We start from the raw sequence: 16,300 nt of genomic DNA, 5'->3' as shown, positions 1-16,300 counted from the left end.
GTTCAGGTCGTGTAGTCGGCGTTGATGCTGACGTATTCGGCGCTGAGGTCGCAGCCCCAGGCCTCGCCGCGCGCGTCGCCGACGCCGAGATCGATGGTGAAGACGACCTCCTCGGCTTTCATGCTGGCGCTGACCTGCGCGTCGTCGTACGGAAGGGGCTTGCCCTGGAAGACCGGATGGCCTTGCACGGTGACGCGGAGTTTCTCGATGTTCACGCCCGCGCCGCTGCGGCCGACGGCCATGATGACGCGGCCCCAGTTGGGGTCGTTGCCGTGCACGGCGCTTTTCAGCAGAGGGCTGACGCAGCAGGTGCGGGCGGCGGCCAGCGCCTCGGCTTCGGTGCGGGCGCCGCTGACCTGCACGGTCAGGAGTTTGGTGGCGCCCTCGCCGTCGGCGGCGATCTGCCGGGCGAGGTCGCGCATGACGCCTTCGAGCGCGGTCAGGAATTCGGTGAGGTCGGCGACCCCGGCCTGTCCGTTGCACAGGACGACAGCCATGTCGTTGGTGCTGGTGTCGCCGTCGACGGTGACGGCGTTGAAGGTCCGGTTGACGATGGCGGGGAACGCCTCGCGCAGCGCCGTCTGGTCGATCTGGGCATCGGTGAACGCGAAGGCGAACATGGTGGCCATGTCGGGGTGGATCATGCCGCTGCCCTTGGCGGTGCCGACGATCCGCGCGCCGCTGCTCAGGGTGGCTGACGCGGTCTTGGGGCGGGTGTCGGTGGTCATGATGGCGCTGGCGAAGGCGTCCGCGCCGCTGCCGAGTTCGTCGGGCAGGTGCTCGATGCCGCTGAGGACCTTGTCCATGGGCAGCAGGTGCCCAATGATGCCGGTACTGGCGGTCAGGACCGCGTCGGGCTGCACGTTCAGGACGCTGCCGAACGCGTCGGCCATGTCGGCGTTGTCATGAGCGCCGCGGGTGCCGGTGGCGGCGTTGGCGTTCCCGGCGTTCACGAGCAGGGCACGGATGGGGGCGCCCTGCGCGTACAGGTCGCGGTTGCGGGTGACGCACGCGGCGGCGGTGGTGCTGCGCGTGCCCGCGAACGCCCAGGTGCAGTCAGTGCTGCTGGTGACGCCGCTCAGGTCGGTCTTGCCGCTGGGTTTGATCCCGGCGGCCATGGCGGCGGCAGTGAAGCCAGTGGGGAAGGTAAGGCTCATGTAGGGGAGTGTACCGGGCGGCCCGCCCGGACCGGGAGGGCGCGCGGGACGGGCGTCTATACTCGGGGCACATGACAAGCCGGGACGCAGGGCAGGGGCGCGTGGATTTCATCGTGGTGGGGGCCGGGTCGGGCGGCTGCGTGGCGGCGCGGCGGCTGCTGGACGCGGGCGCGCGGGTGCTGCTGCTGGAGGCGGGTGGGCCGGACTCGCACCCGCTGATCCGCGCGCCGGGCGCGTTCAACAAGCTGTTCCGCACGGCGGTGGACTGGAACCTGACGACGGTGCCGCAGCCGCGCGCGGCGGGGCGGTCCTTCTACTGGCCGCGCGGGAAGGTGCTGGGCGGCAGCAGCGCGATCAATGCGACCATCTGGATTCGTGGATCACGGCGGGATTACGACAGCTGGGGCGACGGCTGGACCTGGGAGGACGTGCTCCCGGAGTTCCGCGCGCTGGAGTCGTACCGGGGCCCGGCGTCCGAGACGCGCGGCATGGACGGCCCGATGCCCGCCGGGGCGCGCGGCGCGTCGCACGAGCTGAGTCACGCGTTCGTGAAGGCGGCGGCGGTGGGGCTGGGTCTGCCGGTCGTCGAGTCCTTCAATGACGGCGTGCTGGACGGCGCGGGCCTGCTGGAGAGCAACCATCAGGGGGGCGAGCGGTTCAGTGCGTTCCGGGCGTTCCTGAGACCGGTGCTGGACCACCCGAACCTCACGGTCCTGACGGGCGCGCACGTGCTGGAACTACTGTGGGAGGGCCAGCGCGCGGCGGGCGTGCGGCTGCGCTGGCGGGGCCGGACGCTGGACGCCCCGTCGGGCGGGGTGATCCTCACGGCGGGCGCGGTGCAGACGCCGCAGCTGCTCATGCTGTCGGGGATCGGGCCGCGCGCGGAACTGGAGCGGCACGGCATCCCGGTACGCGTGGCGCTGGAGGGCGTGGGTGGGGGGCTACAGGATCACCTCGCGGTGCCGGTGATCAGCCGCTCGCGGATCACCAGTCTGGACCGGGTGCCGCAGGGCGAGGCGCTGGCGCGGTACCTGTGGAACCGCAGCGGCCCGCTGAGCAGCAACGTCGCGGAGGCCAGTGCGTTCACGCACGCCCGCGCGGGCCTGGGCGCGCAGGACGACCCGGACATCCAGTTTCATTTCGGCCCGGCGTACTTCCGGGATCATGGGTTCCGCACCGAGCCGGGGAACCACTTCACGGTGGGCCCGGTGCTCGTGGATGTGCACAGCCGGGGCCGCCTGACGCTGGCGTCGCCTGACCCACTGGCTGCGCCAGTCATCGACCCAGGGTACCTGACGGACGACCGGGACGCGCAGAGTCTCGTGGCGGGCGTGCGGCAGGCGCGCGAGATCGCCTCCACCCCTCCCCTGACTGAACTACGCGGCGCGGAGGTCCTGCCGGGCGAGGGGCACCGCAGTGACGCGGCGCTGCGCCAGCATGTGGCGCGCGAGTGCGCGACCCTGTACCACCCGGTCGGCACGGCAGCGCTGGGCGACGGGGAGGACGCCGTGGTGAGCCGCGAACTGGCGGTGCGGGACGTGCGGGGCCTGTGGGTGGGGGACGCGAGCGTCATGCCGCGCATCATCCACGCGAACACGAACGCGACGAGCATGATGATCGGCGCGCGGGCCGCGACCTTCGCGCTGAGGACTGCCGGGATGAGCTGACTTGAGATTGATACCAACCGCACAGTCCTCATGCTCGGTTCACGAGCGTTCTCACCTCTCACGCTAGGGTGACACTGACATGAAGCCCCGCTCCCTTCTCCTGACGCTCGCCGCCACCCTGACCGTGGGCGCCGCCAGCGCGGTGCCCGTGAAGCTGGGCAGCGTGCCGGTGACCGTCGAACCGAACGCCAAACTCCTGACCCTGAGTGCCGCCGGGATCCGCACCGCGTTTCCCAGTGCCGCCGGGCGCCCCGACGCCGTCTTCATGACCGAGGACCGCAAGGTCAGCGTCGCGTTCGAGTGGCGGGACAGCAAACTGAACAGGACCGAGGTCGGCAAGCTCGTCGAGCAGTTCCCCAGCGTCATCCGCGCGCAGGTCCCCAACGTGAAGACCCTCAAGGCGAACCTGCTGCAGGTCAGCGGCACGCCCTGGGCGCAGTTCATCTTCACCACGCCCAGCCAGGGTGACGAACTGCGCCGCGAACTCCTAGTCACCAGCGCCGGGGGCCGCATGCTCGTCGTGACCATCGCCGGGAACATGAAGGACTACGCGAAGAACGAGGCCGTGGTCCGCACCCTGACGAACAGCGTCCGCGTCAACTGACCTTCACCGATACGGGGGCGTGCGCCTGGGGATCAACCCAGGCGCACGCCCCGTTGCCTGTCTGCGGTTACTCGCCCAGCGCGGCGTCGAGCGCGATCTCGATCATGGCGTTGAAGGTCAGCTGACGTTCCTCGGCGGTGGTCTCCTCGCGCGTGACGAGGTGGTCGCTGATGGTCAGGACGGTCAGGGCCTTCACGCCGTGCTTGGCGGCCAGGGTGTACAGCCCGGCGGCCTCCATCTCGACGGCGAGCACGCCGAAGTCCGCCCAGATCTTGTACTGGTCGAAATCGTCGTGGTAGAAGGTGTCGCTGCTCATGATGTTGCCGACGTGCGTGGCGTGGCCGCGCTCGCGGGCGATCTGGTAGGCGCGCATCAGCAGGTCGAAGTCGGCGATGGGAGCGAAGTTCTTCGCGCCGAAGCGGATGTTGTTGATGTTGCTGTCCGTGCAGGCCGCCTGCGCCAGCACGATGTCCCGCACGTGCACGTCCGCCTGATAGCTGCCGGCCGTGCCGACGCGGATGAGGTTCTTGCAGCCGTACTGCGTGATCAGTTCGCTGACGTAGATCATCGAGCTGGCGATGCCCATGCCGGTGCCCTGCACGCTGACCCGCTTGCCCTTGTACGTGCCGGTGTAGCCGTGCATGCCGCGCACGGTGTTGTGCAGCACCGGGTCGGTCAGGAAGGTCTCGGCGATGTGCTTGGCGCGCAGCGGGTCGCCGGGCAGCAGGACGGTTTCGGCAATCTGGCCGGGTTCGGCGTTCAGGTGAATACTCATGACCCCTGAGCCTATCAAGTTCCGGCGCGGCTGTGAATGGACTGCCCGTCCCGTTCAGCGCGTCCGCTCCCTGCGTCCCCCCTGCCTGTCAGGGTCGTGACGGGCTCGGCACAGGCAGTGGGCCGCAGGGTCACACCCGCGGCCCACTCCCCACTTCCCTGGCGGTGGTGTCCAGTTCCGGTCACGGGAGAATGGCACTCCTGCACCCTCCACGTCCCACCGCCGCCGTTCCACCCGGTTCAGGGCGCGGCCCTGAACGCCGTCAGAGCACTTCGAACAGGCCCGCCGCGCCCATGCCGCCGCCGATGCACATGGTCACGACGACGTGCTTGGCGCCGCGGCGTTTGCCTTCCAGCAGGGCGTGCCCGGTCAGGCGTGCGCCGCTCATGCCGTAGGGGTGCCCGATGCTGATGGAGCCGCCGTTCACGTTGTACTTCTCGGGGTCGATGCCGAGGTGGTCGCGGCAGTACAGGGCCTGCACGGCGAACGCCTCGTTCAGTTCCCACAGGTCGATGTCGTCCACGCTGAGGCCGTGGCGCTTGAGGAGTTTCGGCACGGCGAACACGGGGCCGATGCCCATCTCGTCGGGTTCGCACCCGGCGATGGCGAAGCCCTTGAACAGGCCCAGCGGGGCCAGGCCGCGTTCACGGGCCACGTCGGCGTTCATGACGACCACGGCGGCCGCGCCGTCGCTGAGCTGGCTGGCGTTCCCGGCGGTGATCACGCCGCCCTCGAACACGGGCCTGAGTTTGCCCAGGCCCTCCAGGGTGGTGTCGGCGCGGTTGCCCTCGTCCAGGGTGCGGGTGACGGTCTGGTCGCTGATCTCGCCGGTGGCCTTGTCCTGCACCTTCATCGCAGCGGTCATGGGGACGATCTCGTGCTCGAACAGCCCGGCCTGCTGGGCGCGGGCGGTGCGCATCTGCGAGTGGTACGCGTACTCGTCCTGCTGCTCGCGCGTGATGCCGTAGCGCCTGGCGACGATCTCGGCGGTTTCCAGCATGGGCATGTAGATGGCGGGCTTGTTCGATTGCAGCCACTCGCCGCGCAGGCGGTACTTGTTCGCGTGTTCGTTCTGAGTCAGGGTGATGCTCTCCAGGCCGCCCGCGACGTACACGTCGCCCTGTCCGGCCATGACGCTGTTCGCGGCGGTGGCGATGGTCTGCAGGCCGCTGGAGCAGAAGCGGTTCACGGTCTGCCCCGCCACGCTGACGGGCAGTCCGGCGCGCAGCGCGATCTGCCGGGCGATGTTGCTGCCGGTGGCGCCCTCGGGGTTCCCGGCGCCCATGATGACGTCCTCGATCTCGGCGGGGTCCACGCCCGCGCGGGCGATGGCGTGCGTGACGGCGTGCGCGCCCAGGTCGCTGCCGTGCGTGTCGTTCAGGAAGCCGCGGTAGGCCTTGCCGATGGGGGTGCGGGCGGTGGAGACGATGACAGCTTCAGGCATGGGGGTGCTCCTTCGCGGCGTGCGCCGCAGGTGAGGGGTGGGAGACGAGGCGCCGCAGTTCAGCCAGGACGAGCGCGGCGGTGTGGTCGGTGGTGTGGTGGTCGAGGACGAACTGCCGCGCAGCCCGCCCGAAGGCAGCTGTGCGCTCCGGGTGCGCCGCGAGGGCCCGCAGCGCGCGGGCCAGCACGTCCGGCTGCGCGGGCACGGTCAGGCCGGTTACGCCGTCCTGCACGAGTTCCGCCTGCGCCGGAATGTCCGTGGTCACGACCGGGAGGCCCGACGACATCGCCTCCAGGGTCACCAGCGACTGGTTCTCCGCCAGGGTGGGTTGCAGCAGTGCGTCCGCCGCGCGGTACAGCTCCGGCATGTCCCAGCGGCGGCCCAGGAACCGGACGTTGCGCAGGCCCAGGCGCTTCGCGTACGCCTGCGCCAGCGTGCCCACGCTGGAGTCCATGTCCCCGACGAACACGAAGTCCAGGTCCGGGGCGTGCCGGGCCGCCCGCACGCTCGCCCACTGGTTCTTCTCGGGCGTGAACCGGCCCGGGATCAGGACCGTGAAGCGCGTGAAGCCCAGCGACTCACGCAGCGCCGCGCGGTCCTCGGGGGTGGCGGGGCGGAACTGCCCGGGGTCCACGCCGTTCGTGACGAAGGTCGTGTCCCGCAGCCCCATCGGGCCGCGCAGGAACGCGGCGCCCCAGCGCGACACGGTCAGCAGGTGCCCGGCGCGGCGCAGGGGGATCGCCTTCGTCAAGCGGTACGTCTCGCGGTACAGCGCGCGCAGGGGCGGCGCGTAGTGGTAGTCCAGCTGATCGTGCGACACGACCAGCGTCGGCGCGGACAACCCGGGCAGAAGGCGCAGGTACGTGCCGGGGTCCCAGGCCTGAAGGAGGCGCAGGTCGAAGTCGCGGGTCAGGTCCGGCAGCCCCGTCAGGTCCGCGTAGCGCCGCACCGGAATCCCGGCCTCCCCGAACTGCGCGGCCAGCCGGTCCAGGCTCTCCCCCACCCGCAGGAACACGGTGGGCCGCACGCCGCCCGGCAGCAGGCGCGGCAGGACGTACAGCAGCCACAGTTCACTGCCCGCCACGCGCGGCGCGTCGGTCAGGACCGCCAGCCGCAGGACCGGCAGCGTCGGTGCCACCACGGGATCGGCCCGCGTTCCGACGTCGGGGACAGCTTCCCCCAGCGGAATATTCATGAACCGAGTTTAGCGTCTCCTGTGGGTCGCGTCCCGCGCGGCCGCCCCCGCCGCACCGAACGCGCCTCAACTTCCCGGCATGAAGACCGGGTTAATGTCATAGTGACCTGCTGGGACGCCCGCGTCCCCACCCGGAGCCCCCACTGATGAACTTCCTCGCCTTCCTTGACATTCTCGGCCTCGTCCTGTTCGCGTTGTACGTGGTGCAGCAGACCGCCAGCGCCCTGATGCGCCCCCGGCGCATCCCACACAGCCACAGCGGCGTGCACGTCACGTTCCTGATTCCCGCGCTGAACGAGGCGCAGGTCATCGAGGCGACCCTCCAGAACGTCCGCAACGTCGCCCCCGACACCCGCGTGATCGTCATCGACGACGCCAGCGACGACGGCACTGACCGTATCGTCCAGGCGTTCGCGCAGCGCGACCCCGGCGTGCGCCTCCTGCGCCGCGAGTTCCCCGAAGCGCGGCAGAACAAGGGCCGGGCCATGAACTGGGCCGTCACGCGCCTCCTGGCCGAACCGGAGATGCACGGCCAGGACCTCACGCAACACGTCTTCGTGGGCCTGGACGCCGACGGCCGCCTCGGGGGCGACTTCGTCCCACAGGTGCGCGGCGCATTCCAGGACCCGCACGTCCTGGCCGCGCAGGGCTGGATGCGCTACCGCCAGACGACCAGTGAACTCCCGGGCCTGCAGGGCGCCCTGGCGCGTGTGCTGCTCATCCAGCAGGACCTCGAGAACTTCATCCTGGGTCACTACCAGCGCGTGCGGCACTGGGCGGGCACCGCGTCCCTGACCGGCAACGGCCAGTGCATGCGCGCCAGTTACGTCGCCGGGCAGCTCGCGCGCGGCGTGGAGCCCTGGCCGGACGTGCTGCTCGAGGACTTCGGCAGCGCCCTGGAAATCCGCCTGCACGACCCCAGGGCCCGCATCGCGCTCCTGACCGCGCACGTCGGGCAGCAGGGCATGATCAGCCCCGTGCCGTTCATGCGCCAGCGCGCCCGCTGGATCCAGGGCACCATGCAGTGCCTGCGGTACCTGGGCCGCCTGTGGGGCGCCCGCGCCCACCCGGTCACCCTGGCGGACTTCACGTACCTGATCCTCGGGCCGTGGCTGAACACCCTGATGATCATCAGCCTGCTGTCCCAGCCGCTACGCCGCGCATTCGGCTGGCACGGCTTCACGTCCCCCGCGTGGGTGGCGACCGTGTTCACGCTGCTGCCCCTGGCGTTCCAGCTGAACTGGGCGCTGCGCTACCGCGCCGAACGCCGACTGCCGCTCTGGGTGGTCGGGTACATCATGCTGACCCTGCCGGTATTCAGCGCGATCACGCTGTGGTCGCTGCCGCTGGCGCTGTTCAACCACTTCACCGGGCGGCGCGGCTGGTACAAGAGCGTCCGGCACGACGAACCCACCGACGGCACCCTGACCGCCTCCGGCACCGCCGGCTGAGCGGAGCAGGGACAGGAGACGGGCCGGAGGCGTGCACGCCTCCGGCCCGTTTCCCGTTCCCGCTGGGGGCTAGATCCGCTCGCCGGACTGCGGGTCGAACAGGACCGCACCGGGGCACAGCGCCTCGACCGCGTCCAGGAGCAGGGCGGCGTCGTTGAAGTGATCCAGGTCCGGGTCGGGGCTCAGCCCCCCGAAGGTCAGCACCGCCCCGAACGTCTGCCCGCGTTCGTCGTCGGTGGCAACCGTCAGGATCACGTCACGTAGCCCGCTCAATTCGCTGCCCTCGCCTGTGCCGTCGTCCAGCGTGATGAAGAAACGGTACCCGCCGAACGCGACCTCCCCGGCCCGGTCACCGGGGCGCAGGCTGACCTCCCCTCCGGCGTGCCGAGCAACCCGCGCGCCCAGCCCGGTCAGGTCGGTGCCTGCCGGGAGGAGCGCGTGGGCCATGTACGGGGTGACGCTCATGGCCCTGGTCTCAGCGCCCGCGGCTGGCGTCGAGGCCCGCGAAGCTGCCGCCCTCGCTGGCCAGGCGTTTCAGCAGGGGCGCGGGGGTCTGCCCGTAGCGTTCCAGGTCCGCCACGACGTTCCCCAGGCCCATCTCGTCGGCGTACTGCATGGGGCCGCCGCGGTAGGCGGGGAAGCCGTAGCCGTACAGGTAGATCACGTCGATGTCCCCGGCCCGCGCGGCGATGCCCTCGTCGAGGATCTGCGCGCCCTCGTTCACCAGGGTGTACGCGAGGCGTTTGGTGAGTTCCTCGGTGCTGATGTCGCGGGGCGTGACGCCCTTCTCGGTGCGGTACGTGTCGATCAGGGCCTGCACGTCCGCGTTCGGGCGGGGCTTGCGGGTCTCGTCGTAGTCGTAGATGCCGCCGCCCGTCTTCTGACCCTTGCGGCCGGTCTTCACGATCCGGTCGAGCCAGCCGTCCGGTTCGGGTTCGCCGCTGACCTTGGCGCGGTGCACGCGGATGGCGTGGCCGATGTCGAGTCCGGCCATGTCGCTCATCTGGAAGGGGCCCATGGGGAGCCCCAGGGCGTTCATGGCGGCGTCCACGTCCTCGGGGCGGGCACCCTCCTCGACGAGCTGGCGGGCTTCCTCGCCGTAGCGGTGCACCATGCGGTTCCCGACGAACCCGTCGCACACACCCACGACCACGCCGACTTTCTTGATCCTGCGGGCCAGGGCCATGCTGGTCGCCAGGACCATGTCGCTGGTCTTGTCGGCGCGGACGATCTCCAGCAGTTTCATGACGTTGGCGGGGCTGAAGAAGTGCAGGCCGATGACGCTCTCGGGGCGGCTGGTGACGGCGGCGATCTCGTTCACGTCCAGGGTGCTGGTGTTCGTGGCGAGGATCGCGCCGGGCTTGGCGATCGCGTCGAGCCGCGTGAAGATGTCCTTCTTCACGTCCATGTTCTCGAACACCGCCTCGATGATGATGTCGGCGTCCGCGAGGCTGCCCATGTCGAGGCTGGGCGTCAGCAGGTTCATGCGGGTCTCAACGTCGTCCTGGCTCATGCGGCCCTTCTTCGCGGTGTTCTCGTAGTTGCGGCGGATGACGCCCAGCCCCCGGTCCAGCGCCTCCTGGGTGGTCTCGACGATGGTCACGGGAATGCCGGCGTTCAGGAAGTTCATGGCGATGCCGCCGCCCATGGTGCCCGCCCCGATGATCCCGGCGCGGCGGATCTCCAGCGTGGGGGTGTCCTTGCCCAGGCCGGGGATCTTCGCGGCCTCGCGCTCGGCGAAGAACACGTGGCGCAGCGCGCGGGACTGCGGGGAGTCCTTCGCCTGCATGAACTTCGTCGCCTCGGCGGTCCAGCCCTCCTCGAAGGGGGCGGTGGCGGCCATCTCGGCGAGGTCGATGATGAGTTCCGGGGACAGCTGCCCGCGGTGGGATTTCTTGATGCCCTGGCGGGCGGCGGCGAAGACCTCGGGGCCCGCACCGTCCACGCCGCGTTCACTGATGCGCGGGAGGGGCCGGGCGTCGGCGACCTCGCGGGCGAAGGCGACCGCGCCGCTCAGGAGGTCCCCGTCGATCAGGCGGTCGATGAGGCCGACCTCTTTCCCTTCGGTGGCCTTGATGGGATTCCCGCCCAGCATCATCTCCAGGGCCTTCTGGGCGCCCACAACGCGCGGAAGGCGCTGGGTGCCGCCCGCGCCGGGCAGGACACCCAGTTTCACCTCGGGCAGGCCCAGCTGCGCGTCGGGGGTCGCCACGCGGTACGTGCAGCCCATGGCGAGTTCCAGCCCGCCGCCCAGGGCGGTGCCGTGGATGGCGGCGACGGTGGGTTTGGGGAAGGCATCCAGTTTTTCGATGGTGCCGCGCAGGTCCGGCGCCTGCTCGCGGGGCAGGTTGAAGGTCCTGATGTCCGCCCCGGCCACGAAGGTGCGCCCGCCCCCGATGATCACGACCGCGCGGACGCTGTCATCTGCGGCGGCGGCGTCCAGTCCGGCCTTGAGGCCCTCGGGCACGCCGGGGCTGAAGGCGTTCACGGGCGGGTTCTGGATGGTCAGGATCAGGACGTCGTCCTGGCGGGACTGCGCGACGATGTTCTCGGTGCTCATGCGGGGCCTCCTGCGGGGCGGTTGGGTTGGGGGTGCGGGTCTGCGGCCCCAGCTTTCCATGAAAGGCCGGGACGGTCAAACACGTTCACGTTCAGAGTGTACGTTGACGTTCACTTTCGCGCGGGGGCGGGGTATGCTGCCGGGCATGACCGACAGTCAGACTGCCGCCACCCCGCAGGCCAGCATGCGCGCCATCCGCGTGGAACGCCTCGGGCCGCCCGACGTCATGCAGCTTCAGGACGCGCCCGTCCCCTCCCCCGCCCCCGGCGAGGTCCGCGTGCGGGTCGAGGCGGTCGGGATCAACTTCGCCGACGCGCTGGCCGTCGCCGGGGAGTACCTCACCCGCACCCGCGTGCCGTACACGCCCGGCATGGAATTCGCGGGCATCGTGGACGCGCTGGGTGAGGGTGTCCAGGGCGTGCAGGTCGGCACGCGGGTCGCCGCGCTGGGCGGCAGCGGCGCCATGGCCGAGTACGCCACCGTGCCCGCCGCCGCTCTGATCCCCGTCCCGCAGAGCCTCAGTGGCGCGCAGGCCGCCGCGTTCCCCGTGTCGTACTTCACCGCGTACCACGGCCTGAAGACCCTCGGGCGCGGCGAGGCGGGCGAGTGGGTGCTCGTGCAGGCCGCCGCCGGGGCGCTGGGCACCGCCAGCATCCAGCTCGCCAAGGCCATGGGCCTGAACGTCATCGCGCTGGCCAGCACCGACGAGAAACTGGAGATCGCCCGCACCCTGGGCGCGGACGTCACCATCCTCCAGGACGACCCGGACCGCGTGAAGAAAGTCCGCGACGCGGCAGGCGGCAAAGGCGTGCCCCTGATCCTGGAGGTCGTGGGCGGCAAACGCTTCCAGGAGAGCCTCGACATGGCCGCCAGCCGCGGCCGGATCATCGTGATCGGCAACGCCAGCCGCGAACAGGCCAACCTGCGCCCCGTGGAACTCATGAAACGCAACCTGACCGTCACGGGCCTGTGGCTGACCAGCCTCATGAGCGACGCGCCCGCCACCCAGGAAGCCGCCCGCGCCCTGGCTGAACTCGTCGGCAGCGGCCAGGTCATCCCGCAGGTCGGCCCCACCTACGCCCTGGATCAGAGCGTGCAGGCCTTCGAGGACCTCCTGAACCGCCGCACGACCGGCAAGGTCATCATCGAACCCGGCCGCTGAGCCCTAAATGGACTCCGGTTGAAAGGTTTGCAAAACCTTTCAACCCGAGCGGAGCGAGCAGGAGAGAAACGGGTTCCGGGCGTGGAGTGAATAGATCGGTGATCTTCCGATCTGTTCACGAAACAAACGGAATCCGTATTACCACCCAGCGAAATGCACGGCGCCCCTCCCACGCGGGGGGCGTCTTCTGCTGTTCTCCGCCTCCGGTCCCGGCCTCTGGGCTCGGCCGACCGTTACGCGGCCGATCACGGGTTGATCATGCCCCGGGAGGCACAGTGCAGGCCAGCCCCGCTAACGCGCCCATAACGCGCGGGCGGGCACACTCGGTCTCACTCGTCCTCTCATCCATCCGGAGCGTCCCTGCCATGATCCCCACCCTGTTCCCCGACCGTCACCCCGTCGCGTTCCTCGTTCACCCGCGCACCGACGTCGCCGCCGATCTGGGCGGCATCTGCCGCCCGCTGGGCTGGGTGCCGAACGGCGTGTACGCGGCCGCGCTGCGCCGCGTGGAGTTTCCCAGCCCGGTCACGGGCACGCTGCGCTTCGCGGACGACCCGGCCCGCACCGCCGGGTGGCTGATCACGGTGCCCCTGACGCCCCGCGACCTGCTGAGTGGCGGGCGGCGCGCGCAGCGGATCATCGGGCGGGCCGTGGACCGCGCCGCGCAGCTCGGCGCGCGAACGGTCGGGCTGGGCGCCCTGACCGCTCCGGCCACGGCGGGCGGCGCGGCCCTGCGCCACCGGACGGATATCGGCGTGACGAACGGGAACGCATTCACGGCCGCCATGACCCTGCTGGGCGCGCAGCGGCTGCTGGACGACCTGCCGGGCGACGCGCTGGTGGCTGTCGTGGGCGCGACCGGGAGCGTCGGCGGGTGCCTGACGCGCCTCCTCGCGCAGCGCACCCCGAACCCGCTGCTGCTCGTCGCGCGGAACGAGGCGCGGCTGCGGTCCCTGCGGGCCAGCCTCCCGGCCGGGCGGGCGGTCGCCACGACCGACCTGGACCGCGTGCGGGACGCGGACCTGGTGATCCTGCTGACGAGCGCCGAGGACGCCCTGCTGGGCTCCCGGCACCTGAAACGCGGCGCGGCCGTCCTGGACGACACCCAGCCCCGCAACACCCGCCCGGAATTGCTGCTGGAACGTCCGGACGTGCGGATCGTGGACGGCGGACTGGTGAGCGTGCCCGGCGTGCAGCGGCGCGGGTTCATCGGCCTGCCGCCCGGCGTGGCGTACGCGTGCCTCGCCGAGACGCTCCTGCTGGGCCTGAGTGGGCACCGGGGGCACTACTCGCTGGGCAGCCCCAGTCCCGAGCAGGCGACGCTGCTGCTGGACGTGGCGCGGCAGGCGCGGCACCTGGGGTTCACGCTGGCGGCCCCGCACTCGTTCGGGCAGCCGGTCACCGTGACTCGCCGCTTCGAGTCGCCCCTGCCGAACCACCCGCCCGTCACGCCGCCCCAGGTCGCCCCGCGGGGCGAGGTGATCGCGTGAACGCCCCCGGTCACGGCAGTCCGGTCACGCGGGTGGTCGTCGTGGGCGGCGGGTACGTGGGCCTGGACGCCTGCCGGGCCCTGCGGCGCGGCGCTCGGCGTCAGCTGGCGCAGGGCGAGGTGCAGGTCACGGTCGTGAACCCCACCCCGTACCACACCTTCCACGGGTTCACGGGCGAGGCGCTGGGCGGGCAGCTGGCCCTGACGCGCACGCTGACGCCCCTGAAGCCCCTGCTGCCCGGCGCAGTGGTCGTGCAGGGCACGGTCACGCGGGTGGACCTGACCATGCAGCGCGTGCAGGTGCGCGTCCCCGGCGCGGACGCAACGTGGCTGCCGTTCGATCACCTGATCCTGGGCATGGGCTCCGCAGACCCGTTCGGGCGCGTGCCGGGCCTGCGCGAGCACGGCTGGACCCTGAAACGCCCGCAGGACATGCAGGCGTTCCGCGCGCAGGTCGGGGCGCGGTTCGCGGCGCGCACCCCCACGACGATCAACGTGATCGGCGGCGGGTACGCCGGCGTCGAGATGGCCGCCGCCCTGCGTGAACGCCAGCGGCGCGAGGGCCTGCCGGGCGACGTGCACCTGATCAGCGCCGGAGGGGTGCTGGACACCCTCCCGCCCGAACTGGCGGGGCTGCGCGCCCACGCCCGCGCGTCCCTGGAGGCGCTGGGCGTGCAGCTGCACGAACACACCCGCGTGCAGGCCGTCGAACCGCTCGGCGCGCGCCTGGAGGGCGGCACGCTGCGCCGCGCGGACCTCACGCTGCTGGCCGCCGGGATCGCGCACACCACCCTGCCCGGCACGGAGGAACTGCCACGCGACGAGCGGGGCCGCCTGCTGACCGACGAGTTCCTGCGCGTGACGGGCTGCCACAACGTCTGGGCGGGCGGGGACGCCGCGTGCGTGCGCCAGCCGCTCGGCGAGTCCCCGGCGAACGCCCTGTACGCCATGAAACATGGCCTGTGTATCGGCCGGAATGTGGCCCGCAGCGTGCGCCGCCTGCCCCTGCGGCCCTTCCGGTACGGCGGGCTGGGGCAGAGTGCCAGCCTGGGCCGCTGGAACGCCATCACCGAACTGCGCGGCGTGACCTTCACCGGGCCGGTCGCGTGGCTGATGCGCCTGCTGTTCTTCACGTGGTTCATGCCCAGCCGGGCGCAGGGTGCCCGGGTGCTGCTGGACCTGCTGCGGCCACCCGTTCCCCCGCACGCCCCACTGACCGTCCCCGAAGCCATGAGCGCCGCCGACTGACCGACCACGACTGGTGGGCTGCGGGCCCCGTGGCACCTGTCCACGACCCACAGCCCACCTCCTACACCCCCTTACTGCGTGAAGAAGCGCAGCAGGGGCCGCCACCAGGGAATGGCGAGCAGGATGGTCACGAGGCTCAGCGCGGTCCAGAGGGTCGCGGCGCGGAACTTGCCCTGGTCCGTGGCGGCCTTGCGGGCCTGCACGCTGGCCAGGGTGCCGAATGCGGCGGCGATGATGCCCAGGCCCAGGTGTTCCCACTGGAAGCTGGTGCGCGGCGCGCCCGCGAACACGGGGATGTTCTGCATGCCCATGAACGCGAACAGCAGCAGGCCCAGCACGACCTGCAGGTGCAGGCTGCCCATGAACATCACGACCGGGCGGCGGTCGGCGGGCGTGAAGGTCCGCCCGCCGGACGCGCCGGGCACGTTGCGGATCAGGGTCCAGATGCCCGCAATGAGGATCAGCCAGCGGTTGAGGTTGTGGAGGGTCAGGAGCACGAGGTACAGGGTCGCCATGCCCGACAGCCTAACCTGACCGATCGGTAAGCTCAAGGGACAGTGGAGCTCTGGGCCGTGAGCTCTGAGCAGGAGGATCCCTGACGGCCGGTGTTTCTTGCAGCTCAGAGCCAAGAGCTTCAGAGCCTCCGCTCAGAACACGACGGTCTTGTTCCCGTACACGAGCACGCGGTCTTCCACGTGCGCTTTCACGGCGCGGGCCAGCACCTGCCGTTCCACGTCCCGCCCGATGCGCATCAGGCTGTCAGGCGTCTCGCGGTGCGTGACGGGAATGACGTCCTGCGCGATGATCGGCCCGGCGTCGAGTTCCTCGGTGACGTAGTGGCTGGTCGCGCCGATGAGTTTCACGCCCCGGTTGAACGCCGCGCGGTAGGGGTTCGCACCGACGAACGCCGGGAGGAACGAGTGATGGATGTTGATCACGGGCCGTCCGAAGCTGCGCAGGAAGTCCCCGCTGAGGATCTGCATGTAGCGGGCCAGCACGGCGAAGTCCGCGCCCGCCTCGTGCATCAGGCGGACCTGTTCGGCTTCCGCCTCGGCCTTGGTGTCCTTCGTGACGGGCACGACGTGGAAGGGAATGCCGAACATCTCCGCGTCGCGGCGCAGGTCGTCGTGGTTGCTGATGATCAGCGGGATCTCGATGTTCAGTTCGCCGCGGCGCTTGCGCCACAGCAGATCCAGGAAGCAGTGGTCGTAGCGGCTGACCAGCAGCGCCATGCGTTTGGGCTGCGTGGTGTACGAGACGCGCCACTCCATGCCGAACGGCGCGGCGACCACGGTCGCGAAGGCCCGCTCGAACTGGTCCCGCGCGAGGTCCAGCCCCGCGAGGTGGAATTCCATGCGCATGAAGAACGTGCCGCCCGCCGGGTCGGTGCTGTGCTGGTCGCTGTGCAGGATGTTCGCGCCGTGGTTGTGCAGGAACTGCGAGACCGCCGCGACGATCCCGCCCCGGTCGGGGCAGGTGATCGTCAGGACTGCGGTGTTCAGGGGGTCGAGCGCGGCTGGGACAGGCACCGTCATATCCGGCGAGGAT

Annotated in this window: 14 protein-coding genes; 6 read left to right on the top strand and 8 right to left on the bottom strand. The window is 70.8% G+C overall.

Annotated features, from left to right (window positions below):
- Positions 1–2: 2 nt before the first annotated feature.
- Positions 3–1,157 (bottom strand): bifunctional glutamate N-acetyltransferase/amino-acid acetyltransferase ArgJ, encoded by a 1,155-nt coding sequence (argJ, locus tag SY84_RS14860; protein ID WP_046844653.1) that lies wholly within the window; start codon positions 1,155–1,157, stop codon positions 3–5.
- 71 nt (positions 1,158–1,228) lie between these two features.
- Here argJ and SY84_RS14855 point away from each other — a divergent pair, with 71 nt between their 5' ends.
- Both SY84_RS14855 and SY84_RS14850 read left to right on the top strand, forming a co-directional pair.
- Entirely contained in the window at positions 1,229–2,824 is a 1,596-nt protein-coding gene (locus tag SY84_RS14855; RefSeq protein WP_046844652.1) for a GMC family oxidoreductase, read from the top strand.
- Between the two features lie 79 nt (positions 2,825–2,903).
- The gene (locus SY84_RS14850; RefSeq protein WP_046844651.1) at positions 2,904–3,428 is read left to right on the top strand and encodes a hypothetical protein; all 525 of its coding nucleotides are present in this window, start codon (positions 2,904–2,906) and stop codon (positions 3,426–3,428) included.
- 67 nt (positions 3,429–3,495) lie between these two features.
- Here SY84_RS14850 and deoD read toward each other — a convergent pair whose 3' ends face one another.
- The 3 genes from deoD to SY84_RS14835 form a co-directional block, all read right to left on the bottom strand.
- Complete coding sequence (gene deoD / locus SY84_RS14845; RefSeq protein WP_046844650.1) at positions 3,496–4,203, bottom strand: purine-nucleoside phosphorylase; 708 nt, start codon at positions 4,201–4,203, stop codon at positions 3,496–3,498.
- A gap of 262 nt (positions 4,204–4,465) precedes the next feature.
- Entirely contained in the window at positions 4,466–5,647 is a 1,182-nt protein-coding gene (locus tag SY84_RS14840; protein WP_046844649.1) for an acetyl-CoA C-acyltransferase, read from the bottom strand.
- The gene (locus tag SY84_RS14835; protein ID WP_081424622.1) at positions 5,640–6,842 is read right to left on the bottom strand and encodes a glycosyltransferase family 4 protein; all 1,203 of its coding nucleotides are present in this window, start codon (positions 6,840–6,842) and stop codon (positions 5,640–5,642) included. The genes SY84_RS14840 and SY84_RS14835 overlap by 8 nt, the downstream gene beginning before the upstream one ends.
- Before the next feature lie 146 nt (positions 6,843–6,988).
- Here SY84_RS14835 and SY84_RS14830 point away from each other — a divergent pair, with 146 nt between their 5' ends.
- On the top strand, positions 6,989–8,293 hold the full coding sequence (locus SY84_RS14830; RefSeq protein ID WP_046844648.1) for a glycosyltransferase family 2 protein: 1,305 nt from the start codon (positions 6,989–6,991) through the stop codon (positions 8,291–8,293).
- Between the two features lie 69 nt (positions 8,294–8,362).
- On the opposite strand, the gene SY84_RS14825 is transcribed toward SY84_RS14830, so the two are convergent.
- A complete protein-coding gene (locus SY84_RS14825) occupies positions 8,363–8,758 on the bottom strand; it encodes a hypothetical protein (RefSeq protein ID WP_046844647.1) in 396 nt (131 codons plus the stop codon).
- A gap of 10 nt (positions 8,759–8,768) precedes the next feature.
- Positions 8,769–10,853: a 3-hydroxyacyl-CoA dehydrogenase NAD-binding domain-containing protein gene (locus SY84_RS14820; protein ID WP_046844646.1), complete on the bottom strand. Its 2,085-nt coding sequence runs from the start codon at positions 10,851–10,853 to the stop codon at positions 8,769–8,771.
- Positions 10,854–10,998: 145 nt separating this feature from the next.
- Between SY84_RS14820 and SY84_RS14815 the strand changes: the two genes are divergently transcribed.
- From SY84_RS14815 to SY84_RS14805, 3 genes are all read left to right on the top strand, one after another.
- Positions 10,999–12,015, top strand: a complete 1,017-nt coding sequence (locus tag SY84_RS14815; RefSeq protein WP_046844645.1) for an NADPH:quinone oxidoreductase family protein — start codon at positions 10,999–11,001, stop codon at positions 12,013–12,015.
- A gap of 365 nt (positions 12,016–12,380) precedes the next feature.
- Positions 12,381–13,505 carry a hypothetical protein gene (locus SY84_RS14810; protein ID WP_046844644.1) on the top strand — a complete coding sequence of 375 codons (1,125 nt, stop codon included), beginning with the start codon at positions 12,381–12,383 and terminating at the stop codon, positions 13,503–13,505.
- Positions 13,502–14,752, top strand: a complete 1,251-nt coding sequence (locus tag SY84_RS14805) for an NAD(P)/FAD-dependent oxidoreductase (RefSeq protein WP_046844643.1) — start codon at positions 13,502–13,504, stop codon at positions 14,750–14,752. Before SY84_RS14810 ends, SY84_RS14805 begins: the two co-directional genes overlap by 4 nt.
- A gap of 71 nt (positions 14,753–14,823) precedes the next feature.
- On the opposite strand, the gene SY84_RS14800 is transcribed toward SY84_RS14805, so the two are convergent.
- Together SY84_RS14800 and purU are read right to left on the bottom strand one after the other, a co-directional pair.
- Positions 14,824–15,267: a hypothetical protein gene (locus SY84_RS14800; RefSeq protein ID WP_046844642.1), complete on the bottom strand. Its 444-nt coding sequence runs from the start codon at positions 15,265–15,267 to the stop codon at positions 14,824–14,826.
- Positions 15,268–15,399: 132 nt separating this feature from the next.
- A complete protein-coding gene (gene purU, locus SY84_RS14795; protein ID WP_046844641.1) occupies positions 15,400–16,287 on the bottom strand; it encodes a formyltetrahydrofolate deformylase in 888 nt (295 codons plus the stop codon).
- Positions 16,288–16,300: the final 13 nt, after the last annotated feature.

Origin of the sequence: Deinococcus soli (ex Cha et al. 2016) (assembly GCF_001007995.1) — a bacterium.
In the GTDB taxonomy this organism is placed as follows: domain Bacteria; phylum Deinococcota; class Deinococci; order Deinococcales; family Deinococcaceae; genus Deinococcus; species Deinococcus soli.
Note: the sequence above shows the minus strand (reverse complement) of the source record. Positions and strands in the feature narration are given on the sequence as shown.